This is a genomic window from Clostridiales bacterium FE2011, from assembly GCA_017569305.1.
In the GTDB taxonomy this organism is placed as follows: domain Bacteria; phylum Bacillota; class Clostridia; order Christensenellales; family Aristaeellaceae; genus Aristaeella.
Window position 1 is genome coordinate 1,990,377 of record CP069418.1, and the last position, 16,142, is coordinate 2,006,518.

Consider the following 16,142-nt stretch of genomic DNA (forward strand, 5'->3'; position numbering starts at 1 on the left):
TTCACTGGTCACTCATCACTCTTCACTGATCACTTGGCAACTCTCAGTCTTCATTTTCTTTCGTTCCTTAGGGCGCGAAATGCCCTGCAATAAAACACTTTTATCAAGGAGGCAAGAACATGAAACGGATCCTGGCTATCATCCTGGCCCTGGCCCTGGTACTGTCCTGCGCGGCGGCGCTGGCCGAAGGGTACCCCCTCGTGGATTCCCCCACGGAATTCAACCTGATTATCCGTATGCGTCCGACCCATGGCAATCCGGATGAGATGGTGCTTTTTAAGAACCTGGAAGAGCTGACCGGCATACACATTAACTGGCAGCCAATCCAGCAGGCGGAATACGACGAGAAAAAGAACCTGCTGCTGGCCGCCAACAAAGACCTGCCGGATGGCTTCTTCGGCAAATTCTCCCTGAGCTCCTCTGACCTGGTTGTTTACGGTTCCCAGGGCATCCTGATTCCGCTGAATGACCTGATTGAGGAGAACGCTCCCAACCTGAAGGCGCTGCTGGAGCGCCGCCCGGACATCAAGTCCATGATCACCGCTCCCGATGGAAACATCTACTCCACTCCCTATATCCAGGAGGGTGAGGATGGTACCATCGCTTCCAATATCATGATCAACAAAACCTGGCTGGAACGGCTGGGCCTGGAAAAGCCCACCACCCTGGAAGAGTTTGAAAAAGTGCTGACTGCGTTCAAAGAGCAGGATGCCAACGGCAACGGCGACCCGAACGATGAAATCCCCATGTCCTTCAAGTTCCTGGGTTCCCAGCGCGATATCGGCGGTTTCTTCGGCGCGTTCGGCTATGCGGACACACTGGCTGCGGGCAACACTCACATCGTAGTCGGCGATGACGGCCAGCTGGTCTTTGTGCCGGCCACCGAGGGATACAAGGAAGGCTGCAAGTACCTGTATGAGCACTTCTTTGCCAAAGGCCTGATCGACCAGGAAGGCTTCACCATGGACAAGAAGACCTACAATTCCCAGAACCAGGGTGAAGTCGCCAACATCGGCGTGTTCATGTGCTGGAACTCCTTCGACCTGGGCACCGTGCACGAGGATGAGTATGAGCCCCTGAGCCCCCTCCTCGGACCGGACGGTACCACTTCCTGGGGAACCTCTCCCGACTCCACCATGGCGGCCACCGGCTTCTCCATCACCAATGTGTGCAAGGATCCGGCCCTGCTGCTCAGGTGGGTGGATACCTTCTATGATCCGATCTGGTCCATGCAGTGTGACATGGGTCCCATCGGCATCACCATCAAGGACAACGGCGACGGCACCTATGACTATATCGATACGCCCGAAGGCATGAGCTATGACGAGTTCCGCGGCAAGGACGCCTTTGCTTCCGACGGCCCGATCGCGCTGACCAGCGATTTCTTCGGCACCAAGATTCCGCGTTCCGCCGGTCACCAGGCGAAGTTCGACCGCAACGAGAACTACTACCGCAAGTATGCCACCAGCGTCTACCTGCCCAGCATGATCCTCAGCGAAGAGGACACGGACGACCTGAACATGATCAAGACCGACATCATCAACTACGTCGAGGAAATGCGCGCCAAGTGGCTGTCCAGCGGCGGTGTTGAGGCTGAGTGGGATGATTATATCGCCCGCCTGAACAGCATGGGCCTGGAGACCTACATGGAAATCTACCAGAGGAACTACACCGCGACCCACAGCAACTGATTTACGCCCCCCCTGGACCGGCGAGAGCCGGCCTGTGGTAACCTCCTTTCTCCCCCGGCCGATCACCGGGGGAGTTTTTTTGCGGTCAAAAAAAAACGGCGCCCTTTCGGGCACCGTGAGTACAGGGAATCAGGACCAGAACCATTTCTGTCCGGGATCATACCATTTCCGGGAATAGATCCGGCATTCATACAGGTCCAGGCTGTTGGCGTACATCCACAGGTTGATTTCCCAGTCCGGCGTATTCAGGACAAGCTGAACCTGTTTGTTTCCGTTCCAGTCGGTATAGGATGTCTGAACAGTCCACTCTTCCCGGAGGTCCTCATTCGCGAGCAGCAGATTGTTCCGGGCCCATTCCTGTGCCGCGGCAATCTGGGCTTTTTCTGTGGATTCGGGATAATCCTTGTCCGCGAAGCTTTCGTAATAGGGATAGAAAAGGGAGATACAGGCGAGCTCGGGTGCCGCGCCGGGTGTCTGCAGGTGGTACATATCCAGGGTGGAAGGCGCTTTGCTGACCTCGCCGCTCATGCTGAAGTCCAGGTAGAGACAGCTTTCGTACTTTGTCAGTTTGTCGGAATCTGTAATGTAGAGATCATGGTTCCCGAGATTGAGTTCGGTACGGCTGCAGTTGCCCTCAAAGCTGGTTTTCGGGAGGCGGATAATCTTGCTGAGGACGTTCAGGCCGTCCGCCTTAATGTCTTCCGGGCTTGTTTCCCAGACGCATTCCGTCTCCAGGGCGAACAGGGTCAGTTCCTCATCGGTCATCCTTCTGTAGGGATAGAACTGGAAGCGCTTGCTGTCATATCCCCACGTCCTGTGGGTGATCTTTTCGACAGACATCACTTTGGTGTCTGTGGTGATGCTCTTCAGTTCCCCGCTCCGGATCTGCGCAACGATTTTGTCCATACGATCCTGCTCTTCCGGTTGGAGATACCGGGTTTCCAGAATATTGCAGTGACGGCAGCAGTTCCGGTCGTTCAGGGAATCGGGATCGAAATCAATGCCCAGTTCCTCAAAAGCTGCCAGCAGGGCCATCAGCTGCGCGTCAGACATGGAGCAGGAATCCGGCAGGAAAACATAGCAGGTTTCCCCGCAGAAGTCTTCAGGATTCAGGGTGTATACGGCAACGTCGTCGCTGTCCACAGAAGGCAGGTTGATGATGGACGGTCCGGAATAAGCTGCCTTGCCGTCTTTCACAGCCGCCTGAAGTTCCCTGATTCGGGCCAGTTCCAGGTTTGTCAGCCAGGGATAGGAGAAACCGTCTCTGTCATAGACTTCGGGATCTTCAGCAACAGCTGTGGATTCAACCGGAGTACGTTCAGGCCGTCTGCTGGTATCAGGTGCGTAGGGGGAATAGCTGATGGTTTTCGTTTTGGTTTCGCCTGCGGCTGTTTCCGCCAGCACACAGCAGGGAAGCAGTGCCAGTACAAGCGCTGCGGCCAGGATACGCCTCCAGGTGCGGGTAATATTCATGTGTCCGATCATGATCGAATCACTCCTTTCAGTAACAGGATACGGCAGGACGTGTTTCAAAGTATTCAACGTGGTGTAACAACACTGTAAATACGGCACATACCGCGTTCAGGACAAAAAAAACAGCACCCTTGCGGGTGCCGCTTTGTCAGGTATTTACAGGATATCAGAGGTAAAACCATTTGTCTGAATCATCATACCAGTTCCGGTTGTAAATCAGGCAGTCGCTGATTTTGGTACTGTTCTGGTATACCCAGACGCAGATTTCATATTCTTCGGTCACAAGCTTGAGCTGAACAAGATTTGAACCATTATAGTCCTTTGTTTTGTTTGAAACGGTCCAGCCGTCCCGCAGGACGTCCTCCGGAAGCCGCAGGACCTGTCCGGCCCAGTTCTGTGCGGCAGCCAGCCATTCCGCTTCATGGCTTTCCGGATAATTACTGTCCGAGAAGTCCGAATAATAACTGTACCAAAGATGGATACCTGCGGTTTCGGGAACGGAGCCGATTTCCTGCATCTGGGCAATGTCCATGCTGCAGTGTATCCGGTCATAGAAACCGTCATATCCTTCAAAGTAGAACTGGCTGGTATATTGGTATACCGCATTGCTCCGGGGAAGATAGGTGCCTCCGGTAATCTGCATCAGTTCCCGGCTGGTGCAGGGTTCAAATTCGCGAACGTTCTTCGGCAGGTTAATCAGTTCTCCCGCGTCTTTCAGGGCTGCCGCTTTCAGTTCGTCCGGATCCACATCCCAGGCTTCCTCATCCTCCAGGGCAAACAGGGCGAGTTCATCATCTGTCATCCGCCTGTAGGGGTAGAACAGGAAGTTCTTCCTGTCAAGTCCCCAGCCTCTCGAAATTCTTTTTTCCACGGTCAGGACTTTGGTGCCTGCCGGAATATCTTTCTTTTTCAGCTGGCCGCGCCGGATCCGGTCTTTGATTGACTCCATGCGGCTGTTTTCTTCATCGGTGAGGGTCCTGGTTTCCAGCACATTGCAGTGACGGCAGCAGTTCCGGTCGTTCAGGTCATCGGGATCAAAATCAATGCCCAGTTCCTCAAAGGCGGCTGCCAGCGCCACCAGCTGTGTGTCTGTTACGGAACTGGAATCCGGCAGGAAAACGTAATAGCTTTCCCCACAGAATTCATCTGGATCCAGGGTGAAAATCGCCACGTCCTCGTCTGTGGCGGTGGCGGGATTGATAATGGATTCTCCAGCGTAGCCGATCTCCCCGTCTTTCAGGGCGGCCTGGAATTCCCGGAATTTTACCAGCTCCAGGTCTGTCAGCCAGGGATAGGAATAACCGTCCCTGTCATAGACTTCGGGATCCACCTGAATGTTCGTGTTTTCAACCGGATGGCGTTCCGGCCATCTGGTGATTTCAGGCGCATAGGGAGAGTAGATCTTCACGGAGGTATCGGCGAAGGTTGTAAGCGGGAGCAGGGTCAGGATAAGCGCGGCAGCCAGCAGGATGATGCCCGGGCGCTTTATTTGTCTGAATCCAAACATTCGATAACCTCCTTTCCAGGTATCATGATAACGGATCTCATGTTTCAGAGTCTTCAACAGGATGTAACGGCAGTGTAAATTCAACAGTGGTTCCTTTTCCGGGTGTACTCCGGATCACCAGTTCGGTTCCGTGCAGCCGGGCGATATTCTGGCAGAGGGTGAGACCCAGTCCGGCACCGCCGGAGGCACGGGTCCTGGCGGGGTCGGCTTTCCAGAAGGCCTCCGTACACCGGCTGACCTCCTCGGGCGTCATGCCGCGGCCTTCATCCGAAACCGAGAAGCCCCGGGGATGGAGCGTGACCCGCACAGGAGTCAGGGTGCCGCTCTTTATGGCATTGTTGACCAGGTTGCGCATCAGGTGGATGATCAGGTCCCGGTCGGCTGTGACGGTGGAGTCTTCCCCGGTCAGCACCGCGTCCGGGGTAACGGCCAGGGCTTCCTGGGCCATCTCCAGCAGGGAGAAGGTTTCGGTCTTCAGCTCCGCACTGTGCATCCGCGTCAGCTTCATCAGGTTTTCATCCATTTCAGCCAGGCGCTGGGATTCCTTCACGATGAGGTCGCACATTTCCTCCCGCATCTGCACCATGTCGCCGCCCTTCTGGATCAGCCGGGCGGCGCTGACGATGGAGGTCAGGGGAGTACGCATTTCATGGGCCAGGGCGTCGATCAGCGCCTGCCGCTGGCGTGCGTCTTCCCGGAGGTTTTCTTCTCTCTGGATGATCGCGTCGTTCATCGCGATAAAGGTGTTGGTCAGCTTTCCGATCTCATCCTTCTTTGCGGAAGGCTCCAGGTTGATGGCGCTGCCGCTGCGGACTGCGTCCGCGGAGCGGGAAAGGATCCGCAGCCTCCGGGTAATCCTGCCGGAAATCAGCAGGGACAGTACGGCGGCAATCACCAGTCCGCCGATGCAGATTCGGATACCGGCAGCCGTCTGTTCCCGGAGCATCTGGTAAAAAACGCTGAAATCCGACCGGGTAATCAGGGTATAGTGTTCGTCCAGCGGATGAACGATATACAGGGCTTCTTCCGAATCGGAGAGGTAGGAGGTGCGCTCCTTTTTGTCCAGAAGGAAGGCGGTATCTTCTGACAATACGCCGTTCACCGGAACACGGTCTTTGTAAAACAGGATCTGCATCTGTTCATAGCCGTATTGCTTTCCGATGTTCTGGACGGTATTGCGGATCTCCAGGTTGGAGGTTGACCGGTTTCTCAGGATTTCGGAAGAGAGAAGCCTGGCCAGGAGCGTTTCCTCATGATCGGCGCTTTCCCGGGCGTTGTTCACAGACACCTGGAAGTTCTGGTTGATCTGCAGATACAGCAGCAAAGGCAGGATCAGCAGGATCAGCAGAATCATACCGGTGACGATCTGTTTTCTCATACATCCTCCCGGAAGCGGTAGCCAAACCTGACAATGGTTTCAATCCGGTCTGTGCCGATTTTTCCGCGCAGGCGCTGCACATGCACGTCCACAGTCCGGGTTTCACCGGTATAGTGATAGCCCCATACGGCACGGAGCAGTTCTTCCCGGCTCATGGCGGTCCTGCCGGATTCGATCAGGGTCTTCAGCAGGTTGAATTCCAGCGTGGTCAGGGGAACAGGAGTATTGTCCTTCCAGACCTCCCGGGTTTCGAAATTGACCCGGAGGTCTCCGCTGATATAGTCAGACTGCTGCGGCGTGGAACGCTTCAGCACGTTCTCCACGCGGGCCAGCAGTTCCGCCGGCTCAAAGGGCTTGAGGATATAGTCATGGGCACCCATGCGGAGTCCGCGTACCCGGTCCGGCACGGCGGTCTTCGCCGTCAGGAAGATGACGGGAATGCCGGACTTGATCAGGTCTTCTCCCAGGGAGAAACCGTCTTCTCCGGGCATCATGATGTCCAGCAGTACCAGGGCAGGTTTGCCTTCCCGCAGTGCGTCCCGCGCGGCGGCCGCGTCTTCCAGCTCCTTTACGTTATAGCCAGCCAGCTGAAGGTGCATTCCCGTCAGCCGCCGGATATTCATTTCATCCTCAACCAGAAAGATCGTTTCCATAACCTGCAAAGCCCCTTTACCTCAGTATTGCAAGCATATTGTATCATCATCCGGAACAATGTGGTGTAACAAAACTGTAAACTTTGTAACAGAGCCCGGGAAAAGGATTGAAGGGGAAAACAGAAAGAAAGAACCGGCACCTTCCGGTGCCGGTGTAAATCGGGAACAAGGGATTACAGGCCCTTGATCATGGCCAGGTCGCCGTAGAGGATGGAATCATCGCCCAGCGACGCGTTTTTGATCTCCACGGTGGAGCGGATCTGGGGCATGCAGTAGTGATCCACTTCCGCCAGGATCTTCTCCAGGAACAGGTCGCCCAGGGCTTCGATAACGCCGCCGCCGTAGAGGATCAGGTCCGGGGAGATGGTGTTGATCATGTTGCCGGTGGCCACGGCCAGCCAGTGACAGGCGCGGTCCACGGCTTCCATGGCGACCTTATCCCCGGCTTCCAGCGCCTTTACCAGCTTCTTGGAGCGGAACACGCCGTCCTGCACGGCTTCGGCCATCATGGTTTCCCGGCCGCGGCTGATCTGCTGGCGGATGTAGGCGCTCATGCCCTGCTTGCTGGAGAAGGCTTCCAGGCAGCCGCGCTGTCCGCAGTTGCACAGCGGGCCTTCCGGATCCAGCACCATATGGCCGTATTCGGCAGCCTTGAACTGATGCCCTGTGAAGAGGGATCCGTTCAGGATCAGGCCGCCGCCCAGGCCGGTGCCGACGAAGAAGCCGACAATATTTTTATATCCGCGGGCGGCGCCGAAGTGGTATTCACCCAGCACGCCCAGGTTCACGTCGTTGCCCACATAAAAAGGTACGCCGAACTGCTTGCGCATTGCGCCGGCCATGTCATAGTCCCGCCAGGGAAGATTCGGCGTGAAAAGCACGATGCCGTTGTCCTGGTCAATGACGCCGGGAGCGCAGGAAGCCACGGCGTTCAGCTTCTTCCGGTCGATGCCGGATTCCTTGATCATCTCTTCCACCACGTCGATGATGACCTTTTCTACGTCGGCCGATGCGGAACCGCCGCTCTTAGACCGTTTTTTCAGGCGGTAGATGATCTTGTCCTTCTCATCAAAGATCGCGCCGAGTACCTTAGTACCGCCGACGTCCAGACAGATATTGTACTTTTCAGACATAAGCTCTTCCTCCCGTCAGATCAATTCAGAATTAAGAATTCAGAATTCAGAATTATATAGTGTGAACACCTATAAGCATTGGCTTTTCCTGTGCAATCGGGTTGCTGTTTTCGACGGTTGTTATACTTGCAGGATAATGTGTTGAGAATCAGTAATCATAATTATGAATTATGAATTGTGAATTATGAATTACAAATCATCCTTTCCGGATGATTTGTTTAAGCCATCCGAAGAAACCGCCGCTGTTTTTCCCTTCGCCGGCTTCTGTTATTCTTTCAGGCTTTGTTTCGGGTTCCGCCGGTGTTTCCGTCAGCGAAACCTTCCGGGTGCTGAAGTAGCGGTACAGCGCCTCCTGGGAGGAGGTGCCTTCGCCGCCTTCTTCCCGGATATAGGTGCCGTCCGGCTGCATGACCCAGGATTTTTCCTTGTCGTTCCGCAGGGCGTCCAGGATCTCATTCAGCTGCTCCCGGGTATCCGGCGTGACCGCTTCAATGAAGGCTTCCACCCGCCGTTCCAGGTTCCGGTTCAGCAGGTCGCCCGAGCCGATGAACAACCGCTGGTCCTCGCCTTCGCCGAAGCTGTAGATCCGGGAGTGTTCCAGCCACCGGCCGATGACGCCGGTTACGGTAATGTTGTCCGTCAGGCCCGGCACGCCGGGGCGGAGGGAACAGATGCCGCGGATGAACAGTTCCACCTTAACGCCAGCCTGGGAGCATTCAATCAGCTTCTCCATAACCTCCCTGTTGTTCAGGGAGTTGATCTTGATGGCTACGCGGCCGTTTTCACCCTTTTCAATTTCCCGGTCCAGCATTTCCAGCACCCGGGGCTTGAAGCTCAGCGGGGCGATCCACAAGGCGCTGGCTTCCGGCGGAATCTCGCCGTTTTCCAGCGCGGTGAAGGCGGCTTCAGCTTCCCGGCCTACTTCCTCCCGGGCGGTGATCAGGGACAGGTCGGTATACTGCTCGCCGGTCACTTCATTATAGTTGCCGGTGCCGACCTGGGTGATACGGTTGAGGATCATGCCCTTCTGCCGGGTGATCACACAGAGCTTGCTGTGCACTTTCTGGTCCGGCAGGCCGTAGATTACGCGGCAGCCCGCGTCCTCCAGCATTTCGGAATAGTCGATATTGTTCTGTTCGTCAAAGCGGGCCCGCAGCTCCAGCAGGCACAGCACATCCTTACCCCGGTCGGCGGCATAGGCCAGCGCCGCGGCAATCTTGCTGCTGCCGCTCATCCGGTACAGGGTAATCTTGATGGACAGCACTTCCGGGTCGTCCGCGGCTTCATAGATCAGGTCCACAAAGGACATCATGCTCTGGAAGGGGAAGCTCAGCAGCAGGTCGTGCTTCTCGATATAGGAGAAGTATTCTCCCTTCTTCAGGCCGATATCCCGGGAGGGCTTCCGGTCCGGATAGCGGAAGGACGCGGGACCGCTGATGCAGGAGCGGAAGGACAGGTCAAAGGGAACAGACTGGGTGAACACCCGGTCTTCCGGTATCCGCAGCTTCCGGATCAGCAGCGCCCGGGCGGGATCGGTCAGCTTGCCGAAGATCCGGACGCGTACGGGCATCTCCCGTTTCCGCTTGCTCAGCATGCCGGACACCTTGTCACGGAAGTTGTCGTCTGCCCGGTCCTCCATGCTGGAGAAGAAAACGTCCGCGTTCCGGGTCACGTCTACGATGGCGGACTGGACGATGGTTTCCTTTTTCAGCAGCAGCGGCAGGAAATGGCGTACCAGCTGGGCGGTCAGCACGATTTTCTGGCAGCCGTCAATCTCGAAGCTCTGGTAGGCCGGGATCCGGTGAAGCGGGATGATGCAGATTTTCTGCTCCGCGCCCCGGCCGAGGAAGGCCACCACGTTGCCCTCACCATTCCACAGGAAGGGCAGAGGCTGGTCCGCCGGGATGATCTTCGGGAAAAGCAGGTCCCGGATATCGCCGAAGAGCTTTTTGCTCATCAACTCGTCCACCTTGCTGATCTTCCGGAAGTCCAGCACGTCGATCTTGTTTTCGTGCAGTTCCTCCCGGATGCCTTTCCAGATGGTTTCCATCAGGGTCTGCTGCTCCCGGGTGATCTGCAGGGCGGCGGTAATCTGAGCTTCCGGCAGCATGCCGGAAACCGGATCCCCGCTGTCCGGCGTCAGCATGGCCCGGTGGGTCAGGATGCCGATGCGGACCCGGTAGAATTCCTCCAGGTTGGACTGGTAAATCATCAGGAACTTCAGCCGCTCCAGCAGGGGAACCTGCGGATCGGCCGCTTCCAGCAGCACCCGCCGGTTAAATTCCAGCCAGCTCAGCTCCCGGTTGACGTAAATATTGTCCGGAGACGTTTGTCCGGTGTGTTTGTTCTTTTTCTCCCTGGATGACATAAACGCTTCATTCCTTTGGCTTTTCCGTTTTTACAAGATACGCGGCATGGGCGGCGATGAAGCCGTCTTTTTCTCATCTTACCATACACTCCCATAAAAAGGAAGGAGAAAAATACATGCGAAAACCCTCACAGCCTTGCGAAATAACGGATTCTTGTGGTACAATCGCACCGTAACGAAGGTAGAAAGAAGACTGCGCGGACGTACAAGGGTGCGTTCATAAGAAAGTACGCAGACGGAGGATCAAATGGATATTCTGGATTTTGTAATGCTCCTGGGCGGTGTGGCGATGTTCCTTTACGGTATGTCGCTGATGGGTGACGGATTGAAAAAGGTTGCCGGCAACAAGCTGGAACTGATTCTTTACCGCCTTTCATCCACCCCGCTCAAGGGCATTTTGCTTGGTACGGGGGTCACCGCGGTGATCCAGTCGTCTTCTGCCACCAGCGTCATGGTGGTCGGTTTTGTGAACTCGGCCATGATGAAGCTTCGCCAGGCCATCGCGATTATCATGGGCGCGGTGATCGGTACCAGCATCACCGGCTGGATTATCTGCCTGTCCGGCATGTCCGGCGGCGGAACTTCTCCCTTCCTGCAGCTGCTGAGCACGGAAGCGCTGGCGGCCCTGACGGCCATCGCCGCGATCCTGATGAAGCATATCTCCAAAAAGCGCAGCGTCAGCCACGCGGCGGATATCCTGATGGGTTTTGCGGTGCTGATGTTCGGCATGAAGACCATGAGCGGCTCTGTGTCGGTGCTGAAGGAGGATCCCGGCTTCATTTCCTTCCTGACGAACTTTTCCAATCCGTTCCTGGGCATCCTGATCGGCGTCCTGTTTACCGCCGTACTCCAGAGTGCTTCCGCGGCTGTCGGTATCCTGCAGGCGCTGTCCGCCACGGGCCTGATCACGCTGGATGTGGCGCTGCCGATTATCCTGGGTATCGCGATCGGCGGATCGGTGCCGGTATTGCTTTCCGGTATGGGTTCTCCCCGGGACGGCCGGCGGACAGCCATGTCCTACCTGGTGATTGAAATCCTGCGGGTAATCCTGTTTGCAGCCGTGTTCTATATCCTGAACGCGATCCTGCATTTCTCCTTTATGAATAAAGTGATGGATATGTTCTCCATCGCGCTCGTCAATACCCTGTTCCGGGTATCCACCGTGATTGTGCTGGCCCTGTTCATTCCGCTGATTGAGAAGCTGATGATCCTCCTGGTACCCGGCAATCCCGCGGATGAAGAAAATACCCGGGATATGGACCGGCTGGAGGAACGCTTCCTTGCGTATCCGACCCTGGCTGTTGAGCAGACCCGTTTGACCATCAATAAGATGGCGGAGCTGACCCGGAAATCCATGGTGGTCGCCATCAACCTGCTGGATGATTATTCCGAGAAGGGCTTTGCGGAAGTGGAAAGCCTGGAAGGCATTGTGGACCGCTATGAAGATAAGATCGGCAGCTACCTGATGAAGCTGACCGGACGTGAAATGACGGAGACCCAGAACAAGGCTGTCAGCCAGTACCTGCGCGCCATCACGGACCTGGAACGCATCAGCGACCATGCCATGAACATCGCGGAACGGGCGCAGGAGCTGAAGGAAAAGAACATCTCCTTCTCCGACAAGGGAGCCAAGGAGATGAACAACCTGACCGCGGCCATCAGCGAGATCATGAATATCACCTTCGAAAGCTTCCTGAACGACGATGTGGAGGAAGCCTACCGGGTGGAACCGCTGGAGCAGATCATCGACAAGCTGTGCCGCAAGATGAAGGAAAAACACACCGCCCGGCTGCAGAAGGGCAAATGCACCATCAGCCAGGGTTATGTGTTCAATGACCTGATTGCCGACTTTGAGCGCGTCAGCGATCACTGCTCCAATATTGCCATCGTGATTGTGGACCTGATCAGCGACTCCCTGGACGTGCACGAGCTGACCGAATCCATGCATGAGGGCCATCCCCATCATTATGAGGACTACCTCGAAGAATATACCCTCAAATATATGCCCAAGAAGAAGGAAGAAACCCCGTGAAATCCATCAGATCCAAGATTACCATTCTGACCGCAAGCGCGGTGGTAATCGCAGTTATTGTGGCGGCACTCCTCGGAACACTGGCCATCAGAAGTATGGCAAACAGCAATGCGGAGCGAACGCTCCGCTTGCTTTGCGAAACGGGACAAAAAAACCTGGATGCGTACTTTGACAGTATTGAGCAGTCTGTTGGAACTGTTTCCTCCTTTGCGGACGGAGACCTGAAGGGCCTGGAGGAAAGCGCACTTCAGGCGCATGTGGACAGGACGCGGGATATTTTTGCCAAGGCCGCGAACCGGACAAACGGCGTCCTGACATATTACTACCGTATTGATCCGGCTGTGTCGGATACCGTGAAAGGCTTCTGGTATACCAACCTGGACGGGGAAGGATTTACGGAGCATCAGGTTACGGATATTACCCTTTATGATACAGAGGACACTTCAGCCCTGGTGTGGTTTACCGTGCCGAAGGCCACCGGAAAGGCTATCTGGCTGCCGCCCTATGTGACAGACAACCTGGATGTGCTTGTGCTTTCCTATAACGTGCCGATCTACTGGCAGGGCACCTTTGTGGGCGTGATCGGTATTGAGATTGATTATTCGACCATGGCGGGACTGGTGGACAATATCCGGCCCTACACCAGCGGTTATGCTTTCATCAATGATTCGGAAGGAATTATCATTTACCATCCTCAGATGACCCAGGAGGAACTGGAAAGCGAAAATAAAAAGGAAACGCCCTATGGTATGCTGGATGAAAGCGCCATTATTCACTACACCTTCAACGGAGTGGCGAAGCAGGCGTCCTGGCTGCCGCTGAGCAACGGCATGCGCCTGAACGTGACTGTACCCGTATCGGAAATCAATGAGGACTGGCTCAGGTGGATTCAGGAGATTGTGATTGTTCTGGCTGTACTGCTGGTTTTTGTGGTCCTGGCCGCCTCTCTTCTTTCCGGTCACCTGACCCGGCCGCTCCGGCAGCTGACGAAGGCAGCCGGGGAAGTGAATGCCGGTAATTATGACGTGATCCTGGAGAACCGGACCAATGACGAGGTCGGTATCCTGACCGGCGCCTTCAACAAGCTGATTTCTCACCTGAAAGGCTATATCCGCAACCTGAACGACCTGGCGTACGGAGATGCGCTGACGGCGGTGCGCAACCTGGGCGCGTTCAACCTCTTCCTGGAGGACCTGAAGAAGGACACAGGGGAGGGACAGGATCTTCCGCCTTTTGCCGTATGCTTCTTTGACTGCAATGACCTGAAGGTGATCAACGACAAATACGGTCATGACAAGGGCGACCTTTACCTGAAGGGCGCCTGTGCCATCATCTGCCAGGTCTTCTCCCACAGCCCCGTTTTCCGGATCGGCGGGGATGAATTCGCCGCAATCCTCCGGAACCGGGAGTATGAGCGCAGGGATGAACTGGTGGAACAGTTTGACCAATGCTGCTATGACCTGTGCGCGGTCAGCAAGGAACCCTGGGAAAGGATCCATGTGGCCCGCGGCATGGCGGTCTATGATCCAAAGCAGGATCAGAGCGTAGAGGATGTGGTGCGCCGCGCGGACAGCCTCATGTATGAGAACAAACGGGAACAAAAGAGCAGGAAATAATGAAACAGAAGAGAGGGAGCCTGTGCTCCCTCTCTTTTTGAACTATATGATGCTTAATCCGAATTACTTTACGGTGTACTTGATTCCTTTTGCTTCACAGTACTGCTGCGCATAGGAACCGTTGGAAACGGTGCAGACCAGTTTTTGACATCCATTGAAAGCGGTGTCCACGATATTTGTAACACTGGCGGGAATAACAAGCTCTTTCAGGTTCTTACAGTCTTCGAAGGCATAGCTGCCGATGTAAGACACACCGTCCGGAATGACGAGGCTTTCAAGCTTGGCGCAGCGCCCGAAGGTGTAATAGCCGATCTCTGCCAATCCTTCCGGCAGGGTGACTTTGGTCAGGTTCTGGCAGCCTATGAAGGCGTCAGAGATTTTTGTAACGCTGTTCGGGACGATGATTTCCTTCAGGCCTTTGTTGTTTTCAAAAGCATTTGTTTCGATTTCCCGGATGCCATCCGGAATCTCCAGTGTGCCCTTCGTAACGTCCAGATAATAGACAAGCTTCTGGGTTGCTTTCTCGATCAGCATGTTGTCCTTCATTTCGAAGTAAGGGTTTTCCGGGGAAACCTCGATGGATTTGAGACCGGTGCACCAACCGAAGGGGCCGTATCCCAGTTCTTTCAGCCCGGCCGGCAGGGTGATGGACTGCAGCTGGCTGTCGCCATAGAATTGCTGGAAGCCGATGGAGGTCACGCTGTCCGGGAGCGTAACGGATTTCAGGCCGCGGATGCTGCGGAACGCAAAGTCGCCGATGTCGGTGACGCTGTTCGGGATCTTTACGGATTTCAGGCTTTTTCCTTCAAACGCACCGGCTCCGATTTTTTTGATGCCCCAGAACACTTCATAGTCCCCGCCTTTTCCGGTGTACTGGAGCAGGGTCATGGTGCTTTTTTCGATCAGCATATCGTTGTTGAAAACATATACGGGATGGTTGGGGGAGATCTGAATGGAGGTCAGCTTGGTGCAGTCAGCGAAAGCACCTTCAGAGATGCTGGTTACGCTGTCCGGGATGCTGATGGATTTCAGGCCGGAGCAGCCGCAGAAAGCAAAGAAATCAATCGAGGTTACGCCGTCCGGGATGGTGACGTTGGTCAGCTTGGTGCAGTAGAAGAACGCGGAGCGGCCGATGGAGGTTACCTTGTGTCCGTCCAGTTCCGCGGGGATCACAGTGTCATTGCATTTGCTGTCAACTTTTGTGATTTCCACTGTGCCGTCGCCTTTCAGCGTATATTCGTACATTCCGCACGTTCCGGCTGAGGCGGAAGAAACGGAAAACAGGCATCCCCATACAAGCGTCAGGGCCAGGATCATGGTAAGCAGTTTCTTCATTGGTAGGTTCCCCTTTCTGTTTTGCTGACCGGCTGTTTCAGAACCGGTCTCTATTCCTTTCAAGCACATTGTAACATGGCTTCAAGCGGTTTGCTGTAACAATACAGTAAATTGGTGTAACAACACTGTAAATTCTGTAAACAGCGCCAAAACAGGAGCCGGACCTCGTCCGTCTCCTGTTCTTCATAGTAATATTCATCTGTTGAAAGATACTTGTTTATTGTTTCCCGGCTTTGCCAGGTTATTATTTTGCATTGTTCATCAGTTATATACGTAGCCTGTGAAGTTGCAGCATTCACAGCCATCACCCATACAGCAGCCGCAGATCATGCGGTTTCTTTTGTCTGCAACTTTGGTCCGGATGCGGGGCAATGTCTGGCTGCAGGTTGGCGCCTTGTCGGAAAACAGGTAAGCCTGCAGCTCCTGCCAGGCGACGCCGTCTTCTGTCATGCCTGCCTGGCGCTGGAAGAGGATCACGCGCTGGGCGGTTTCCTGCGTATAGCGGTTGGTGAGGGCGGCGCCGCTGCGGATATAGCCCAGCTCCTGCAGCCGCTGTTTCAGGGCTATGACGTCATCGCCCTTGTCGCCGTCACGCAGCACACGGTAATCCAGCAGGGACAGGTCGGCGCCCCGGTAAAGGATCAGGAACTCTGTTTTGCAGTAACCGGTTTGTCCGTTCCAGCTGACTTCGCACCAGTCTTCCGCCTCTTTGGTCACCAGGATACAGGTGCCGTTTGGAATCTCGCCGATCACTTTTCCCTTCGGACCGGCAGTTTTCCGCAGCTTCAGCGCGCCTTTTTCCGTGGACACTTTGGCGGCTATGCTGTCCGGCTGTTCTTCCCCGTGGACGGACAGGGGAAACGCTGCCGTGAACAGCAGCATCAATATGATGAGCCCTGCCAAACCTTTACGCATCATTCTGTTTATCATATTATCCCATCTCCATTGTCAGGGAT

General features: G+C 55.2%; 11 protein-coding genes. 3 read left to right on the forward strand and 8 right to left on the reverse strand.

The window, feature by feature from the left end; translation table 11 throughout:
- Positions 1–119 precede the first annotated feature (119 nt).
- On the forward strand, positions 120–1,691 hold the full coding sequence (locus JRC49_08980; protein QTE69940.1) for an extracellular solute-binding protein: 1,572 nt from the start codon (positions 120–122) through the stop codon (positions 1,689–1,691).
- A 129-nt stretch (positions 1,692–1,820) separates the two neighbouring features.
- Here the strand turns inward: JRC49_08980 and JRC49_08985 are convergent, their stop codons facing one another.
- The 6 genes from JRC49_08985 to ppk1 all read right to left on the reverse strand — a co-directional run bounded on the left by JRC49_08985 (position 1,821) and on the right by ppk1 (position 10,203).
- Positions 1,821–3,176: a hypothetical protein gene (locus JRC49_08985; GenBank protein ID QTE69941.1), complete on the reverse strand. Its 1,356-nt coding sequence runs from the start codon at positions 3,174–3,176 to the stop codon at positions 1,821–1,823.
- A 154-nt stretch (positions 3,177–3,330) separates the two neighbouring features.
- The gene (locus JRC49_08990; GenBank protein ID QTE69942.1) at positions 3,331–4,671 is read right to left on the reverse strand and encodes a hypothetical protein; all 1,341 of its coding nucleotides are present in this window, start codon (positions 4,669–4,671) and stop codon (positions 3,331–3,333) included.
- A 37-nt stretch (positions 4,672–4,708) separates the two neighbouring features.
- A complete protein-coding gene (locus JRC49_08995; GenBank protein QTE69943.1) occupies positions 4,709–6,049 on the reverse strand; it encodes a HAMP domain-containing histidine kinase in 1,341 nt (446 codons plus the stop codon).
- A complete protein-coding gene (locus JRC49_09000) occupies positions 6,046–6,702 on the reverse strand; it encodes a response regulator transcription factor (GenBank protein ID QTE69944.1) in 657 nt (218 codons plus the stop codon). Before JRC49_09000 ends, JRC49_08995 begins: the two co-directional genes overlap by 4 nt.
- Before the next feature lie 173 nt (positions 6,703–6,875).
- Positions 6,876–7,835: an ROK family protein gene (locus JRC49_09005; GenBank protein QTE69945.1), complete on the reverse strand. Its 960-nt coding sequence runs from the start codon at positions 7,833–7,835 to the stop codon at positions 6,876–6,878.
- Positions 7,836–8,031: 196 nt separating this feature from the next.
- Positions 8,032–10,203, reverse strand: a complete 2,172-nt coding sequence (gene ppk1, locus JRC49_09010; GenBank protein ID QTE69946.1) for a polyphosphate kinase 1 — start codon at positions 10,201–10,203, stop codon at positions 8,032–8,034.
- A 247-nt stretch (positions 10,204–10,450) separates the two neighbouring features.
- Between ppk1 and JRC49_09015 the strand changes: the two genes are divergently transcribed.
- On the forward strand, positions 10,451–12,235 hold the full coding sequence (locus JRC49_09015; protein ID QTE69947.1) for a Na/Pi cotransporter family protein: 1,785 nt from the start codon (positions 10,451–10,453) through the stop codon (positions 12,233–12,235).
- Entirely contained in the window at positions 12,232–13,851 is a 1,620-nt protein-coding gene (locus JRC49_09020; GenBank protein ID QTE69948.1) for a diguanylate cyclase, read from the forward strand. The genes JRC49_09015 and JRC49_09020 overlap by 4 nt, the downstream gene beginning before the upstream one ends.
- A gap of 63 nt (positions 13,852–13,914) precedes the next feature.
- Here the strand turns inward: JRC49_09020 and JRC49_09025 are convergent, their stop codons facing one another.
- Together JRC49_09025 and JRC49_09030 are read right to left on the reverse strand one after the other, a co-directional pair.
- On the reverse strand, positions 13,915–15,186 hold the full coding sequence (locus JRC49_09025; GenBank protein ID QTE69949.1) for a leucine-rich repeat domain-containing protein: 1,272 nt from the start codon (positions 15,184–15,186) through the stop codon (positions 13,915–13,917).
- A 261-nt stretch (positions 15,187–15,447) separates the two neighbouring features.
- Positions 15,448–16,068, reverse strand: coding sequence for an SH3 domain-containing protein (locus JRC49_09030; protein ID QTE69950.1), 621 nt, complete (start codon positions 16,066–16,068; stop codon positions 15,448–15,450).
- Positions 16,069–16,142: the final 74 nt, after the last annotated feature.